This window comes from Enterococcus sp. DIV1421a (assembly GCF_051711025.1).
GTDB lineage: Bacteria > Bacillota > Bacilli > Lactobacillales > Enterococcaceae > Enterococcus_B > Enterococcus_B hirae.
The window spans coordinates 2817031-2835000 of the sequence record NZ_JBIOLU010000001.1 but is presented as its reverse complement, the minus strand read 5'-3'; the positions used below and the strand labels follow the sequence as shown (position 1 = coordinate 2835000).

Here is a 17970-nt window from a genome sequence, read left to right as displayed (position 1 = left end):
CTTGAACGATTAAGCTATGAAGATGGGAAGTGAAGATGAATGGAAGAACTTTTTACGCAAAAAGCACAATTAGTATTAGAAATTGCACAAGATGAAGCAAAAAAGTTTAAGCATCAGTCTGTTAGTTCTGAGCATATTTTGTTGTCATTGGTTATTGAACCGAATGGAATTGCTGGGAAAGTACTACGTGAAGTTGGATTAACTGAAACAGACATCTACGAAGAGATTGAGCATTTGATTGGCTACGGTACAATGACTTCATATCCTCAAGGAACCTTTTTACCTTATTCGCCACGCATGAAACAAATTTTTGCATTGGCAAATAGTGAAGTAAGAAAAATGGGTGCTCAAAAAGTGGGAACGGAACATATCTTATTGAGTATGCTAAGAGATGAAAGTATCATGGCTACTCGGATGATGATCAATTTGGGAATCAGTTTAACGAAAGTCCGACAATCTTTGAAACAAAAAATGGGCATAAAAAATGATAGTCGTAATAATAGTATCCGTCGTAAAAACCCACAAGAAAAGCGTCAAATGGTAAAAGGTACTCCAACGTTAGATTCTTTAGCAAGAGATTTGACGAAGTTAGCGAGAGACGGAAAACTTGACCCAGTTGTTGGGCGTTCAAGAGAAGTAAAACGCTTGATTCAAATACTTAGTCGCCGAACTAAAAACAATCCTGTATTAGTAGGGGAACCTGGTGTTGGTAAGACAGCGATTGCTGAAGGTTTAGCCCAAAAAATCGTGATGGGTGAAGTTCCTGATGAGATGCAAGAAAAACGCTTGATGATGTTAGACATGGGGTCTTTAGTAGCGGGAACAAAATACCGTGGAGAATTTGAAGACCGTATGAAAAAGGTGATTGACGAAATCTATAACGACGGTCAAGTCATTTTATTTATTGATGAGTTGCATACCTTGATCGGTGCCGGTGGTGCAGAAGGGGCAATTGATGCATCTAATATTTTGAAACCTGCTTTAGCTCGTGGAGAATTACAGACAATTGGTGCTACAACGTTAGATGAATATCAAAAGTATATTGAAAAAGATTCTGCCCTTGAACGACGCTTTGCTCGAATTCAAGTAGATGAACCGACACCTGAAGAAGCAGAAGAGATTTTACGTGGTCTTCGTTCAAGATATGAAGAGCATCATGGTGTAGAAATCACTGATGATGCGATAAGAGCTGCGGTTCATCTTTCTGTACGCTATATCACTTCTCGTCAATTACCTGACAAAGCAATCGATTTGATTGATGAGTCAGCTGCTAAGGTACGCTTAGATCAAACAGATGATCTTTCGGAATCTACAGTAATTAAGTTGGAAATCGAACAATTAGTCAAAGAAAAAGAACGAGCAATCCAAAAACAAGACTTTGAAATAGCAGCACAATTGCGAAGACAAGAAAAAGCATTACACAAAAAATTAGTAAAACTATTGATACTAGAAGAAAAGCAGGAAAATGGTTATGCTGATCGTGTGACTGAAGAAGATGTAGCCACAGTCGTTTCTGAATGGACAGGTGTTCCATTACAACAACTGGAAAAGAAAGAAAGTCAGCGTTTATTGGAATTAGAAGCACTTTTACATGAACGTGTTGTTGGACAAGATGAAGCAGTCAAAGCAGTATCAAGAGCAATTCGTCGGGCTCGTAGTGGGTTAAAAGATCCAAATCGACCAATTGGCTCCTTTATGTTCTTAGGACCTACAGGAGTTGGTAAAACGGAACTTGCCAAAGCTTTATCGGAAGTGATGTTTGGGGACGAGAATTCCTTGATTCGGGTTGATATGTCTGAATTTATGGAAAAATACAGCACGAGTCGGTTGATTGGGTCACCTCCGGGCTATGTTGGGTATGATGAAGGTGGACAATTAACAGAAAAAATTCGACAAAAGCCCTACTCTGTCATCTTATTAGATGAAGTAGAAAAAGCCCATCCAGATGTATTTAATCTGTTATTACAAGTACTAGACGATGGCCATTTAACAGACTCTAAAGGTCGGAAAGTTGATTTTAGAAATACGATCATGATCATGACTTCCAATATTGGTGCAACCCAAATTCGAGAAGAAAAAAACGTTGGCTTCAATGTCCAAGACATTACCAAAGATCATAAAGCCATGCAAAAGCGTATTTTAGAAGAATTAAAGAAAACATTCCGTCCAGAGTTCTTGAACCGGATAGATGAAACAGTTGTCTTCCATTCATTAAGCAAGGATGAAATCCACTCCATTGTTCAAATTATGAGTCGAGCAATCGTCAAACGTTTGAAAGAACAGGATATCCAAGTGAAGATCACTCCGGCAGCAATAGATGTGATCGGAAAAGCTGGTTTTGATCCTGAATATGGCGCTCGTCCAATACGAAGGGCGTTGCAAAAAGAAATAGAAGATCGCTTAAGTGAAGCATTATTAGGTGGAGAAATCCATTTAGGCGATCAAGTGACAGTGGGAGCCTCCAAAGGAAAAATCACTTTGAATGTACGTCTTCCAAAAAAGTATGTAGTTGAATCATAAGAGTTAAAAAAGAAGTGAGAGAATTTTGTTCCACATAACGATTGAAGGTTATGGGCAAAAGGCTCTCACTTTTTTATTTTTTTTACTTTTTTTCTTGTGAATTTAAATTCAAAAATCCACCAATAAATGTAAGAAGTGTTGGCAACTTTTTTAAGCTATGCTACTATTATGGAGTTGTAGGAGGAGGAAATGATGATCGAAATCATAACTACGGTAGAAACTTTTGAACAAGCAAAAGAATTACTTGAAGCAGGAACAGATACTTTGTATTTTGGCGAGGAACTATTTGGTTTGCGATTACCTGCGTCGTTTACAAGAGAAGAACAACGTCAATTAGTTGAATTGGCGCACACATATGGTAAAAAAGTAAATATTGCGATGAATGGGATTATTCATCCTGAAAAAATGAAAAAAGTACCTGAATATCTACAATTCCTGAAAGAAATTGAGGTAGATCAACTGACAGTAGGTGATACAGGTATCATATACACCATGAAGAAACATCCAGAATGGCGTATTCCCTACATTTTTGATGCAGAAACGTTAGTTACTAGTGCTAGACAAATCAATTTTTGGGCGAAAAGAGGAGCTGTTGGAGCTGTTTTAGCTAGAGAAGTTCCTTTTGAAGAAATGAAAGCCATGGAAGAAAAACTAAATGTTCCGGTAGAAATTCTAGTGTATGGTGCTACTTGCATTCATCAATCAAAACGTCCTTTATTGCAAAATTATTATCATTTTACCAAACAAGAAGAGCGAGTAGATCGTGATCGGGGATTGTTTATTTCAGAACCTAAGAAAGACGACACACATTATTCCATCTATGAAGACACTCATGGGACCCATATTTTTGCCAGCAATGACATCAACCTGACAAAAGAATTAGGGTTATTGTATCAACATCAGTTCCGTACATGGAAACTTGATGGTTTATTTACCCCAGGAGAAAATTTTGTAAAAATTACCAAAGCATTTGTGGAAGCGAAAGAACAAATCCTTGCAGGTACTTGGAATGAGGAAAGTGCTGAAATATTAAGCAAAAAGATAAGTGAATTACATCCTCAAAATCGTGAATTAGATACTGGCTTCTTCTATATTGATCCTGAAGCCATCAAGTAAGGAGTATGACGAGAAAAAATGACAACAAAAAGAAAATTGAAACGACCCGAAGTCTTAGCTCCAGCTGGGACACTTGAAAAATTAAAGACAGCGATTCATTATGGCGCAGATGCAGTCTATATTGGCGGAAATGCTTATGGACTAAGAAGTCGCGCAGGTAACTTTACCTATGAAGAAATGGCTGAAGGCGTAGCTTTTGCAAAAGCACATAATGCAAAAGTATATGTTGCTGCAAATATGGTGACACATGAAGGAAATGAAGAAGGTGCTGGGGAATTTTTCCGTCAATTACGTGATGTCGGAATTTCTGCCGTAATTGTTTCAGATCCAGCGCTGATTGAAATATGTGCGACAGAAGCACCGGGCTTACCGATCCATTTATCGACACAAGCATCTGCCACTAACTTTGAAACTCTTGAATTTTGGAAAGAAGAAGGATTAGAGCGTGTCGTTTTAGCTCGTGAAGTTTCTATGGAAGAAGTGGCTGAGATTCGTAAAAATACGGATGTGGAAATTGAAGCCTTTATCCATGGTGCGATGTGTATTTCTTATTCTGGCCGTTGTACCTTATCTAATCACATGTCAATGCGTGATGCTAATCGTGGGGGCTGTTCACAATCTTGTCGTTGGAAATATGGATTATTTGATATGCCTTTTGGCCAAGAAAGAAATCATCTGACAGAAAACGGCGAAATAGAAGAAGAATTTTCAATGAGTGCAGTAGATATGTCGATGATCGAGCATATCCCGGAATTGATTGAAAATGGGGTAGATAGCTTTAAGATTGAAGGAAGAATGAAATCAATTCACTATGTATCTACAGTTTCTAATGTTTATAAAGCTGCGGTCGACAGTTATATGGAAGACCCTGAAAATTATGTCTGCAAGCAAGAGTGGATTGATGAGTTATGGAAAGTGGCACAACGGGAACTTGCTACAGGATTTTATTACAATACACCAACAGAAAATGAACAATTATTTGGGGAACGTCGTAAGATCCCTGTTTATAAATTTGTAGGTGAAGTAATGTCTTATGATGAAAAAACCAAAATTGCAACGATCCGTCAACGAAATCTATTCTCTGTGGGAGATGAGATCGAATTTTATGGTCCAGGATTCACTCATTTTAGCCAAACGGTTGAGGTAATGTACAATGAAGAAGATGAATCCATTGATCGGGCACCAAATCCGATGATGATTTTAACTATGCCAGTGACACAACCTGTAAAACCAGGAGATATGATTCGGAAAAGAAAATAAAAGCATACGCTAATCAATCGAATAAAAATAAAGCATCAAAGTTATATTATCTGTTTAAACGTGTTAAACTTATTTTTTGTAAGGACAAAAAGAGTAGAGAAGAAATTTTTCTTGAAAATTTATCCAAAGTAAGAAGAAAAGCAAGCATCTTCTTAAATTAGGAGGCATAGCATGAAAACGTATGATTATATAGTTGTCGGTGGTGGTTCTGGAGGGATCGCCTCTGCGAATCGTGCCGGAATGCACGGTGCAAAAGTTTTATTAATTGAAGGAAATGAACTTGGTGGGACTTGTGTGAATGTTGGTTGTGTACCCAAAAAGGTGATGTGGCAAGCCAGCACGATTTTAGAAACAATGGAACGAGATGCTTCAAGTTATGGGATTCAAGCAGATGTAAAAAAAGTAGATTTTAAAGAGTTAGTTGAAAAGCGTGAGAAATATATTGACTTTTTACATGGTGCGTATCAACGTGGCTTGGATAGTAATCAAGTGGATGCAATTAAAGGATATGCTACCTTTATAGACAGTCAAACCGTGGAAGTAAATGGGGAAACCTATCAAGCAACAAAAATTCTGATTGCAACTGGTGGTAAGCCTAGCAAAATGACGATCCCTGGTGGCGAATATGCAATTGATTCAAATGGCTTCTTTGAGATGACAGAATTGCCAAAACGGACAATTGTTTTAGGAGCAGGTTATATTGCCGCAGAACTTTCTGGTGTTTTACACGGGCTAGGTAGTGAGGTAATGTGGGCGTATCGAAAAGAACGTCCATTACGAACTTTTGATAAAATGCTATCTGATAACTTAGTTGAGATGTATCAAGAAGCTGGGATCAAAACTTACGCTGGACATATAGCTGAAGAAATCATCAAAAACGACAATGAGTATACAGTTGTATTTGAAAATGGTGAACGACTCTCTGGTGATTGTGTATTGTTTGCAGGTGGTCGAGTGCCTAATACCGATCAATTAGGATTAGAAAATACCCAAGTAAAATTAGATGAACGTGGTTTTATAAAAGTTGATAAATATCAAAATACCACAGATCCACATATTTTTGCGGTGGGAGATGTGATCGGTAAAATTGATTTGACACCAGTGGCAATTGCTGCAGGTCGACGTTTATCTGAACGGCTATTTAATGGGAAAGAAAATTCTTATCTAGACTATCACTTAGTACCAACAGTTGTATTTACCCATCCACCGATTGCAACGATCGGTGTAACAGAAGATGAAGCATTGGCTACCTATGGAAGTGATCAGATCAAAGTTTATCGTTCACGATTTACACCTATGTATTTTGCATTGAATGACTATCGACAAAAATGTGAGATGAAATTGATTTGCGTAGGAGAAGAAGAAAAAATCATTGGCTTACATGCAATTGGTATTGGTGTCGATGAAATGTTACAAGGCTTTGCTGTTGCAATTAAAATGGGCGCGACAAAAGCAGATTTTGATGATACGGTCGCTATCCATCCAACTGGTGCAGAAGAGTTTGTTACTATGCGATAGAAAGTATAACTATAGTGCGAGTCCAAAGTTAGTTTTTAGACTAACTTCAGGTCGCACTATAGTTTTATGCTGTGATACCGATAGACAGTTGAACGAGCAATGATGTAACTCCCTTATGCATAAAGAAGTTCTTTTAGGTTGCTCCAAAAAGCAGAAGTGGGAATTTTTGATATTTTTAACATATTAGTCGAGATCTTCGTTTGATTTAGCTCGATATCAGTTAAAATTAGGTCATATTGATTGATTTTCACATAATCAACAGAGAAAATATTTTCTTGATACATATCAATTTTATATAACGACGGAAATTTTTTTAACAGCAGTTGTTTATAGAAAGATAAAATCCGTTCTTCCTGATAAGAAACAATGACGATGGATAAATGTTTTTTATAAGGAAGGAGTGTTGATAATAATTGTGGAGATAATGTAATCAGTTCTAAAAATAATTCTTCATAAAGCAATTGGTTTTCTTTGATTTCAGTCAAACCGGCTTGTTCGATTGAATTTTCATAAGCTGATAATAGTTTTTCTGATTCTTTGATAAATGTTTGTGATAAAAGATCTATGTATGTCGTCTTAAAGGATTGCAATCGTTCATTAAAATGGATAAAGTCATTTAGTCTTTGTATGTCATTAGGAGATAAGGTAATATCTATGCCCATATAATGATAAAAACTATGAACTAAATTTTGTAATTTCTTTTGCTCCATTAATTCATCATTTTTTGAATTAAAAAAATATAAATGACTATATGAACTTAATAGGTTATGGACATTTGACTTTGTAATACTAAAATTATATTTCTTTTCAATGATCGAACAAAGAACGGTACTTTTTGTCAATAAGTCAAAAAATAATCGTTCACTTTCGGTTTCTTTTTTTAAAGGGTAATCAATTATGTGTCGTTGTCCGATACGAATAATGGACGTATAAAAATAATAACTATTTAAAATTAACTTATATGTACTTACTGAAGAAAACGTATGGTTTTTATTATGATAACGTTGTAACAAGTCAAATATATAGTCAAAATGTGGTAGTTGCTGCGGGGTATAAATTTCACGAAACATGCTACAAAAAAAATGCCGTATAAAACTTTCGTCACCTGTAATTTGTAACTGAGAAGCAACTTTGATCATGATTGGCCAGTTTCTTTCAGAAAAATATTCATTGATTTTAAAAATAATTCGCCGAATACTGGTTTCACTTAAAAATAATGTTTCAGCGAGTTTTGACAAAACAGGTTCATTGATAAAAATCGTTTTTAAGATTTGAACGTTCGTAGAATGATTTAGTATTTTTTTGATTAAGTCTTCCAGATTCATATCATTAGGCATTTTTAATGTTATGATTTGATATTGATCAATTTTAACGACAACAGGTGAATAGGTGTGGTTAAAAAAAACAATGTCACTTAATAATGTTTTTTTTGTCACATTTAATTGCTTTGTTAGCGTGTTGCACTCAATTGATGACATACCCAGAAGTAATGCTAACTTGACTTGTCTTTCTGAAGTTTTTTCCAGTATATTAAGTTCTTTCATCATCATTTTGGATTTCAAAATCTTAGAAATCGCTTCCTCCCACCTTTCTCTTATGGTATATAAATTATTTTATCATATATTTTTGTTATGTTAGTGTTTTTTTTATAAATTTCTATACTTGTTTTTTATTAACTTTATAGTAAATCGTTCATGGTTATTTGTTACATTGGTTATTATTGTATTTAGTTATTGTTATTTAAAAATGGAATAGATATATTCTATATGAGTGGATTTTTAAATTTTATATTTTAACACAATTCAAATATTTTTGAGAACTTAAATTTCTAAAACTAGAAAAAAACATACGGGAAATTAAAGGAATTGACTGTACGATACTCTTACATGATGTTTAATAGAAGGGAGTTTTGTACTTATGGGGTTACTTGAAAAGCAATTAGAAAGGCAAGTTACCTTACTTTATTTGTTAAATACTAGGTCTTCCAATCTTAACAAACTAGCAAGGAAGCTGACAATTACCGATAAAACACTAATTGCTGATATTGAACACTTCAATGATTCCTACTTTCCTGTTCATATTGAGGTAAATAATCACAAAGAAGTGAGTTTGACGATACCGAACAATGTCAATTTAGATGATATTTTTGTAAAAATACTGAATAATTCAATTAATGTCAAAATACTAAAATACATAGTCATATACGAACCAACACTAACTGAAATTTCTCAATCTTTATTTTTGAGTAAAACAAGTATTCGCAGGATTGTGTCAAAAATAAACAATTATTTTTATACAGAGACCATAAATATTCAGATCGATTTACAAGCAAAATTAATGGTAGTTGGCAATGAAACGGAAATTAGACGTTTATTTGCATGTATGTTTAAAGAGATGTATCGAATACAAGAGTTTGCTTATTTTGATTCTATCTATCAATTAATACGTAGGTGTCTCAAAGCACAAAATAAAACGGCTAGTGCTCCTAAAATTATTTATTCGGTGTATTACATTTTTCTTTCGATCATTCGTATAGGTCACAAACACTTTGTACCGGAAGATGAGTTGGAGAATAAAGAAATGGTTGTCACTGAGCTTTTAACAGTAATTCAAAAAGATACAGTCTTTACAACGTTGATGAGTCAAAAATATAAGTTTAATGTAACTAGAAATAATGTAGCAAATGTCTTAAGTTCCTATTTCGGTTTGCTCTTTACAACAGATACTAATCGCCAGACAATCATGCCTAAGAAAATTGAAACTTTTCTTACTCATTTTTATTATTTACTTAATATTGAAGGATCGGTCAGTAAAAGGACAATCGACTACTTATCTGACTTTATCAATTTTTATAAAGAATTAATGATCTTTAAAGTCAGTTATGCGGATATATTTTATCAAAAAGTGATGCAAAACAATCCTAAGATTTGGCAAGCGTATCATCATTCGCTAGAAGTTGCAGAACTGAGCTTTATTGAAAAAAGTGAATTATTACATAAAGACTTATTTTTGGAATTACTTATTTCTTCCAATCAATTAGTACATATGATCGAACCACAAGTGAAAGAAAAGTCGATTCTGGTTTTAAGTACACAGGAAATTGGTGTCGCTTTACTTTATAAAAATATTATTTTAAACAAGTATCCTTTTTTTAAGCAGATTGATATTTATGAACAAGATGTCTTTTCAATTGATTACCAGGTGTTGAATCAATATGACTTGATACTAACAGATCTCTCCCTAAATTTTGAACGAATCAATGCGGATATTTTAAAAATTTCAAAAGTGCCAACGCCAATTTTTTGGTCGAATTTTGAGGCGTGTTTATATTCTTCCTAAGGACAACTTTTACGAGTGCCATCTTTTTTTATTTTTTGGAAAAAATAGGATGGAGCCAGCTAGAAAGTCAGGTATGATTAAAATAAACAAAAAAATAAAAAAATTTAAAGGAGGAAAAAGTGATGGATTCTGAAGATCGTAGTATGTTGTTTCTTTTATGCTGTCTATTTGGGGGCTTGGGATTTTTGACTGTGAAATTATTAAAATTGACTTGGGAAGTAGCGAAGTGGACTGGGGATAAGCTTTGGATAGCAGTAAAATGGACTGGGGTTAACCTTCGAAAAGGATATAAAGTTCTTAAGAAAAAATGGAATAAACGGCAAGAAAGAAAGGCATTGGCCAAAGAAAAACAAGACCTAAGCCAAGAAACAGATAAGGTCCCATTACTTAAAGATGAACAAGTTCCAGAATTACAACCAATTGATAAACAAGTTTCAAAATTACAACCAATTTGGACAGTGGCGCAACAACAAAATCCTGTGGGAGTATCAGATAAACAAGTAGATGACAAAAAGCGTATGAAAGATGCCACTACGGGAGCAGTAAAAACCAGTATAGATATTAAAAATAGTCTAACAAATGGTTTCCAAATAAACAACGGTCGTAGTGAAATTGCACATCAGATTTAATAAATTGCGCTATTATGCAATTAGAATAGATCTAGTAGAATGATCCAAGAAGGATGGAGGAGGAATGAACTACTTGGTAAGAAAGAATATATTGGAGAACGAAACCGGTGAATGGCAAAATAAATCTAATTTAAAGTCAGAGTTTATCAAAGAAGCATCGTCGTTTTCTGTCAAAAAAGAAAATGTCTTTACTCTTTGTGAAAAGCCAATCCAAGAGAATAATGGAGAAAAGACTGCACTTTTAAAAGTGCAAGATATGTTAGATGACTTTAAATTTGAAGTACTTCGACGGATGGCTGGGGATCGTAAAGTGTTTGAATTACAAAGTGAAAAAACTGAGTATGAAGCAAGAATCGAACACGCCGAGGGAAAAATCAGCGGGGAGCAACTTCAACAAAAAATTAATGTATTAGAAAAGGAACAAGAAACGAAGATCGTAAAGCATGAAAGGTATAAGGCCACAATAGAAAAATTAGAAACAAAGGACGTTTTTTTATCTAATAATAGTCATGAAAGTAATGATTATCTTGGAGCCATCGCAATAGATGAAAAAACGAAGTACTTTGAGAATAAAGATCTGGCCGAAATATTAGCTAGTCAGATCAGTCAATCGAAACAACAACTTACTGGGCTTAAGCAGCACAAACGAAACGAAGTAGCAGATTGTAACAAAAAATTAAATGAATTAAATAATGTTAGTCAGAAAAATCAAAAAATGATGCATGAGATGTCAAATACGCCAAATACGCTAGATCTGCCAAATGCGCCAGATAAGGTTAGAGGCCAAACAATAACAGACGCTAAGATTGTTGATAAAATTAAGAAGCTTGTTAAAGAATTCATGAGAACTGAGAATTTTGAAATAATAAAAACGGATACTTTGGAAGAGATGTATGCAAAAGCTACTGCAGTTGATATTACGAAAGAGGAAGTAGAAAACAGAAAGGACAAGGCGAAAAAAGTTCTCGTAGAGACAGCCACTATAAGGAGGAAAAAAAGACAGGATAGGGGGAGTGTATTAGAACAAAATCAAGACCAAATGAATGTATCAGAAAGGGTTGTAGCGTTTGAAAAGAATGGAGAGTCAAAACCCGACCAAACAGTATCAGTAAAAACACCTAATAAAAATGGAAGTAATCTACCACAAGGAAACAAGCAACAAACGAATCATTCTCTCGATGAACCAGAAGTTGGTTTGCGAAACCAAGCTAAACTTGAAACTCAAACTACTAATAGTCTTCCAAAAGGTGCATCAGAAAAGGATTCGGCAAATAATAGACCTGTCAGTGGCGATGTGCAAAGTATAATCAAACAATTTAATAGCAACAAAGAAACCTCTCACGAGCTCCAGCCAGGTCCTAGAATAAAATTCAATCAAGGACTTAGCCAACAAGACCAACAAGAAGTGTCTAAACCAAACAGAAACAAGCAACAAACGAATAATTCTTTCAATCGATCAGAAGACGATTTACGAGAACAAGTAAAACCTGAACCTGAACCTAAATCTATCAATCGCCTAAGTAATAGTAATCTATCAAAAGAGCACGAGCAGCAAACGAATCATTCTCTCGATGAATCAGAAGTTGGTTTGCGAAAGCAAGCTAAGCCTGAAATTCAAGCTACTAATAGTCTCCCAAATGGTGCATCAGAAAAGGATTCGGCAAATAATAGACCTGTCAGTGGCGATGTGCAAAGTATAATCAATCAATTTAATAGCAACAAAGAAACCTCTCCCGAGCTCCAGAAAGGTCCTAGAATAACATTCGCTCAAGGACATAGCCAACAAGAAGTGTCTAACCCAAACGGAAATAAGCAGCAAACGAATAATTCTTTTAATCGATCAGAAGACGATTTGCGAGATCAAGTAAAACCTGAACCTATCAATCGCCTAAGTAATAGTAATCTATCAAAAGAGCACGAGCAGCAAACGAATCATTCTCTCGATGAATCAGAAGACGTTTTGCGAAAACAAGCTAAGCCTGAAATTCAAGCTACTAATAGTCTCCCAAATGGTGCATCAGAAAAGGATTCGGCAAATGCTAGACCTTACAGTGGCGATGTGCGAGGGCTAATCGATAAATTTAATAGCGAAAAAAAAGACTCTCACGAGCTTCAGAAAGGTCCTAGAATAACATTCGCTCAAGGACATAGCCAACAAGAAGTGTCTAACCCAAACGGAAATAAGCAGCAAACGAATAATTCTTTCAATCGATCAGAAGACGATTTACGAGAACAAGCAAAACCTGAACCTGAACCTATCAATCGCCTAAGTAATAGTAATCTATCAAAAGAGCACGAGCAGCAAACGAATCATTCTCTCAATGAATCAGAAGTCGATTTGCGAGATCAAGCAAAACCTGAAACTAAATCTAAATCTATCAATCGCCTAAGTAATGTATCAGAAATAGTTTCGACGTTTGAAAAGAATGGAGAGTCAAAACCCGACCAAACAGTATCAGTAAAAACACCTAATAAAAATGGAAGTAATCTACCACAAGGAAACAAGCAGCAAACGAATAATTCTTTCAATCGATCAGAAGACGATTTGCGAAAGCAAGCTAAGCCTGAAATTCAAGCTACTAATAGTCTCGCAAATAGTGTATCAGAAAAGGATTCGGCAAATGATAGACCTGGCCCTGGCCCTGGCCATGTGAAAAATCTAATCCATAAATTTAATAATATAGAAGAAAAAGACTCCCTCGTGCTCCGGAAAGGTCCTAAAGCAAATTTTATTCATGGACTTAGCCAACAAGAGGAGCGTAGACCAAATAGAATAGCAAGATCTAGATCAGTTAGTCACACATTACATGAAGTACATAGAGAACAAACAGATAAAGGTCGCCGAAATAGTGCACCAGAACTCACTACGCCATCTGACAAACGAACAACAAGTATATCTCAAAAAATTCAAGAGTTTGAATATGCCACTTCATTGCGTGAACTTTGGAAGATACCTCCTTCAAACTTAAAACGAAGCAATTCAGAACGTGTACTATCATCATTATCTACAACTCAAGATTTAAAAACTCATGACAAGTTAGTTCGTAGAGATTCGGCTCCCGGAGTAATGACGGAACAGGCTATACCAAGTCACAGTTTTGACCAATTTGACCGAATTTTTATACCAAGAGTTAAATTGCGTTACGTTAATGGTCAAAGTTATGTTAATGGTCAAGTTAGTTTACCAAGGAAATTTACAAATCAAACTGCTGAACTCAATAAATTTCCAGAATTAAGCAGTTTTACAAAACGAGTTCTAACACCAGGAGATTCCTTAGATCAATCACCTGCTTCAAACTTAAAACGAAGCAATTCAGAACGTATACTATCATCATTATCTACAACTCAAGATTTAAAAAATCATGACAAGTTAGTTCGTAGAAATTCGGCTCCCGGAGTAATGACGGAACAGGCTATACCAAGTCACAGTTTTGACCAATTTGACCGAATTCTTATACCAAGAGTTAAATTGCGTTATGTTAATGGTAAAGCTAGTTTATCAAAGGAAATTACAAATCAAACTGCTGAACTCAATAAATTTCCAGAATTAAGCAGTTTTACAAACCAAGTTTTAACACCAGGAGATTCCTTAGACCAACCGTCTACACCCAATAGCGATTCAGAAATAAATAATTTTACAAATCAAGTTCCACTACCAAAGGATTCTTCAGATTTACGTTCAGTATCAGAAGGTGACATGAACCAAACTTCTATGCCGGAAAACGTCAACAGTACATTAGATGAAACAGATAGTGTGAAAAAATCAGTTTCGGTTGAAGATCTAAAGTTAGCATACGTAGAAAGATTACGATCTCAGGTCGCGTTTGTCGAACAAAAGATAAAGCACGATGAAGAATTAAAAAAATATGGACCGTACAATAATTTTTTCCTTGATCAATCGAAGAAGTCTAAAGCAGCAAGATCTAAGATAGAAATCGATCTTACTAAAAATAAAACACTATGTGAAGGTTTAAAGACAATTCTTGGCGATGAAAAAAAATTAGCTGAATTTTTAGAAGAGATACAGCCAAAGGATCCTCAGGTGCTAGCTAAGGAACTCGAAAATGTTAAGCAAGATACGGCAGAATTGAAAGGAAAAGCCGAAGAGTTAAAAGAAATTACTTATAAAGATCTTAAAAAGAAATGGTATCAGGTGCTGACCCGCCCTTCATTTTATTTGTTTTTAGCAAGACAAGTACTGTGGGTTGCACCGATGGCGTTTTTTAGTGCGATGGCTGGCGCTCTTCCGCTAATGCCTACTGGCACACAATTATTACATGGATCCGCTGTAGTCAACTGGTTAAGAGGCGTGATTATTGGTAGTTATGTCGGTCAACGCTTAGTAAATGCCGTACCTAAAATCATTCCACGTACTTCCAAGAGAGTCCAACGATTTGCTAAGGAGAGATTTCCTAAGACAGTGGCAGCGCTAGAAAAAGGTTCAAAAACAATTGCTAGACCTTTTAAATCCATCGGAAAATCTGTGCGCTCGACAGCTAGAACAATTGGTCGACCTTTAAAACCAGTCGGTAAAGTAGTGGCTAGACCATATAAATTTGGTAAGGAAAAATTAAGTAATCTTAACGCTAAAACCTTTGTTCCAATCGGAAAGAAAATAAAAGAAACATTCGATATTGCCCATTCTGAAAAGCGTTCATCAGAAGAAAACCAAAATCTGAAAAAAGGGTTGGATGCTAACGGACAGCGGTTGCCGTTTGCTACTCGAGTAAAAAATGCGGCATTGATGACGACAACCAATTTCGCCAAACGTTTATGGAGAAATAAAGTGAAAACGTTAATTGGAGTCGCCCTATTTGTTGGGTTAGCTACTTTCGGCTTACCTTTACTGTTAACCGCAGCACTTCCAGCGATTTCTGGTACACTTATTGCTTCAGTAGCAGCTATAGCAGTTCCTGCCCTTTTTACGTTGCTAGGTGTGTGGGTTGCTGATAAATACTTATTGAAACCCCTGCAAAATCGATTAGCTAATCGAGAAAATGCGAAGCGTGAACAGTTATTTACCGAACGCTCAGCTAAAGTGCAAGAACTAGGACAGCACCACTCTCTTACCCCTGACTTTAATACGCGAGTAGCACGAGTGGCTCAGATAGACAATGAAAAGCAAACAGCTGAAAAACAGAAAACGCAGACGAGCCAAAAAACGCAAGAACAAGAATCAGCTCGGACGAGTATATCTTCCATTTCTACTTTGAATAAACAGACAGAAACTGACAAAGTAAGATTAAGGGATTCTGTTAGTAGAGTGCTGAATAATCCAACTAATGCAAAACAATCTAGTGGACGAGCATCAGTGAGCAGTAAAAATGATCACCAGCGCTCGGAGGGCTACGGACGTTAGTGATAATATCACATAAACGCTATATTCAAATTAAGTAACGAAAGGGATGAACAACCACTTGAAAAAGTCTCAATATGTTTTATGGGTAGTCCACGTAGTTGTGGTGAGTACATTAATGTATATAGGGAATCGTACATTTTTTTTATTTACGATTGATCAAAATACAACCGTAACATTTGTGGAAAAAATAGCTAGATCTTTTCTTCACGCAGTTGATGAAATAGCTAGTTTTTCCTTCCAATTCTCATTTAACGTAAAGTCATTACTGGGAGGGCTCGCTTTTGTTCTTTCTTATGGATTACTAGTATTATACAAAACGTTTGATGAAAAAAAAGTACGCCCAAATGAAGAATATGGAAGTGCAAAATGGGGGAAATTTCGAGATATCAAACCATTTTTGGCGAAGAAAAAGAGTTTTAATATCATATTGACTAAAACAGAGAGTTTATCCTTGTCAGGACGAATGAAAATTACTGGTAAAGATAATTTTAACCGTAACAAAAATGTCGTTGTGGTTGGAGGAGCCGGTAGTGGTAAGACGCGATTTTATGTAAAACCGAATCTGATGCAAATGCATTCTTCCTATGTAGTCAGTGATTCCAAAGGATTGTTATTGATGGAAACAGGAAAAATGTTTGAGGAAGCGGGTTACAATATCAAAGTCTTTGATTTGATCAATCGGCGTGACACCCATCACTACAATCCATTTAAATACATAAGAACGGAAGACGATATTCTAAAAATCGTAAATAATTTGATTAAAAACACTTCAAATCCTGATAAAAAAGGTGGCGATGATTTCTGGGAAAAGGCAGAGACTGCTTTATTGATGGCGATTTTTAGCTATTTGATCCAAGAAGTCGTTGAAGAAGATCGCACATTAGGAAATGTGATTGAATTGGTACGTCTAGCAGATATTGACGAAAATGTTCCTGGATTCGTCAGTCCTTTAGACGTGCTGTTCAATGAGTTAGAAGAGAAAGATCCAACAAACTTCGCGGTTGCGCAATATAAAATTTTCAAACTATCAGGGGATAAGACGACCAAGAGTATTTTAGTTAGTTTAGGGGTAAGGTTGTCTCCGTTTGATATTCCTAGTATCAAAGACTTGGTCTCTAAAGATACATTAGAATTGGACACCATTGGGGATCGGAAAACGATTTTGTACATCTTACTGCCAGATACAGATACCAGTTTTAACTTCTTAGCCAGTATGATGTACCAACAGCTCTTTGATATGCTGGTCTACAAAGCAGATAATATTTATAAAGGACGCTTACCATGTCATGTTCGCTGTATTCTAGATGAATTTGCCAATATTGGTCAAATTCCGGATTTTGAGAAAGTTATTTCGGTTATTCGAAGTCGAGAAATCTCAACAAATGTGATCTTACAAAATATTAGTCAGTTAAAAACGTTGTATAAAGATACTTGGGAAACCATTATTGGTACGAGTGACGTCTTTTTATATTTAGGTGGGATGGAACAAAGTACGCATGAATATATTTCTAAACTTTTAGGTAAAGAAACGATCGAACAAAGAAATATCAGTGTCACTAAAGGCTCAAATGGATCATTCAATGAAAGTTTCCAAAAGCTGGGGCGTAATTTGATGGACCCCGATGAAGTAGCCAGTTTGAAAGGGCAACAATGTATTTTAAAAATACGTGGAGCAAATCCTTTCCTATCTGAAAAATATGACATTGTCAAACATAAAAACTATAAAAAATTAGGGGATGTGACAGACTCATATATGTATGAACGTAATCTCTCTACACCTTCCACTACGTAACATACATATGTAATAGGAATTTAATCCTTGTCAATGATGCTGAGTGAAACTAGTAGAAGATGATATAAGGACTGTCTGGCACTCGGAAATCATGGTGAATCCAAAAGTGGCTTCTTGTTATTTTGAGCATTTTTGATTTTTCGACTTATTTTCAGGAATCAATTCTTAAGCGCTGTGCATTTATTTGAAAAAAATGGATAGATGTTCCAAGTTTTGTAGATGAATCAATCTATTGTGTCCAAAATAACGAATTTTAAAATTTTTTAGAGTAACTATTCTTCTCAGCTAGTCTGCTTTTTGATAAGGACCTCTTACATATATTGACTAAATTAGTCAATTATAAAATTTGAGAGAGGGAGTTTCTAAAATTTCTCAACTTAGAAATAACTGGCAAACATCGGTTGAAAAATTACCATATACTAAAAGTAGTAACAAAT

Annotated in this window: 10 protein-coding genes (1 of these 10 only partly in view); 9 read left to right on the top strand and 1 reads right to left on the bottom strand. The window is 35.4% G+C overall.

Features of this window, described 5'->3' with window-relative positions:
• From IGK21_RS12800 to gor, 5 genes are all read left to right on the top strand, one after another.
• Positions 1-33, top strand: partial view of a CtsR family transcriptional regulator gene (locus IGK21_RS12800; protein WP_034700167.1) — the 3' end only. Its footprint begins 438 nt before the window's first position; the window shows 33 of its 471 coding nt (coding positions 439-471); its start codon lies beyond the left edge, outside the window; its stop codon occupies positions 31-33.
• A 6-nt stretch (positions 34-39) separates the two neighbouring features.
• Entirely contained in the window at positions 40-2520 is a 2481-nt protein-coding gene (locus tag IGK21_RS12795) for an ATP-dependent Clp protease ATP-binding subunit (RefSeq protein WP_181914734.1), read from the top strand.
• 192 nt (positions 2521-2712) lie between these two features.
• On the top strand, positions 2713-3636 hold the full coding sequence (locus tag IGK21_RS12790) for a peptidase U32 family protein (protein WP_034700180.1): 924 nt from the start codon (positions 2713-2715) through the stop codon (positions 3634-3636).
• An 18-nt stretch (positions 3637-3654) separates the two neighbouring features.
• On the top strand, positions 3655-4896 hold the full coding sequence (locus IGK21_RS12785; RefSeq protein ID WP_010720714.1) for a peptidase U32 family protein: 1242 nt from the start codon (positions 3655-3657) through the stop codon (positions 4894-4896).
• A gap of 171 nt (positions 4897-5067) precedes the next feature.
• Positions 5068-6414 (top strand): glutathione-disulfide reductase, encoded by a 1347-nt coding sequence (gene gor, locus IGK21_RS12780; protein WP_034700160.1) that lies wholly within the window; start codon positions 5068-5070, stop codon positions 6412-6414.
• A 113-nt stretch (positions 6415-6527) separates the two neighbouring features.
• Here gor and IGK21_RS12775 read toward each other — a convergent pair whose 3' ends face one another.
• Positions 6528-7976 carry a helix-turn-helix domain-containing protein gene (locus IGK21_RS12775; protein WP_252703184.1) on the bottom strand — a complete coding sequence of 483 codons (1449 nt, stop codon included), beginning with the start codon at positions 7974-7976 and terminating at the stop codon, positions 6528-6530.
• A gap of 355 nt (positions 7977-8331) precedes the next feature.
• Here IGK21_RS12775 and IGK21_RS12770 point away from each other — a divergent pair, with 355 nt between their 5' ends.
• The 4 genes from IGK21_RS12770 (at position 8332) to IGK21_RS12755 (ending at position 17533) form a co-directional block, all read left to right on the top strand.
• Entirely contained in the window at positions 8332-9753 is a 1422-nt protein-coding gene (locus tag IGK21_RS12770; protein ID WP_010737210.1) for a helix-turn-helix domain-containing protein, read from the top strand.
• Between the two features lie 122 nt (positions 9754-9875).
• Positions 9876-10382: a hypothetical protein gene (locus IGK21_RS12765; RefSeq protein WP_034700156.1), complete on the top strand. Its 507-nt coding sequence runs from the start codon at positions 9876-9878 to the stop codon at positions 10380-10382.
• Positions 10383-10446: 64 nt separating this feature from the next.
• Positions 10447-15741, top strand: a complete 5295-nt coding sequence (locus tag IGK21_RS12760; RefSeq protein WP_181914733.1) for a hypothetical protein — start codon at positions 10447-10449, stop codon at positions 15739-15741.
• Between the two features lie 46 nt (positions 15742-15787).
• Entirely contained in the window at positions 15788-17533 is a 1746-nt protein-coding gene (locus IGK21_RS12755) for a VirD4-like conjugal transfer protein, CD1115 family (protein ID WP_370566299.1), read from the top strand.
• Positions 17534-17970 lie beyond the last annotated feature (437 nt).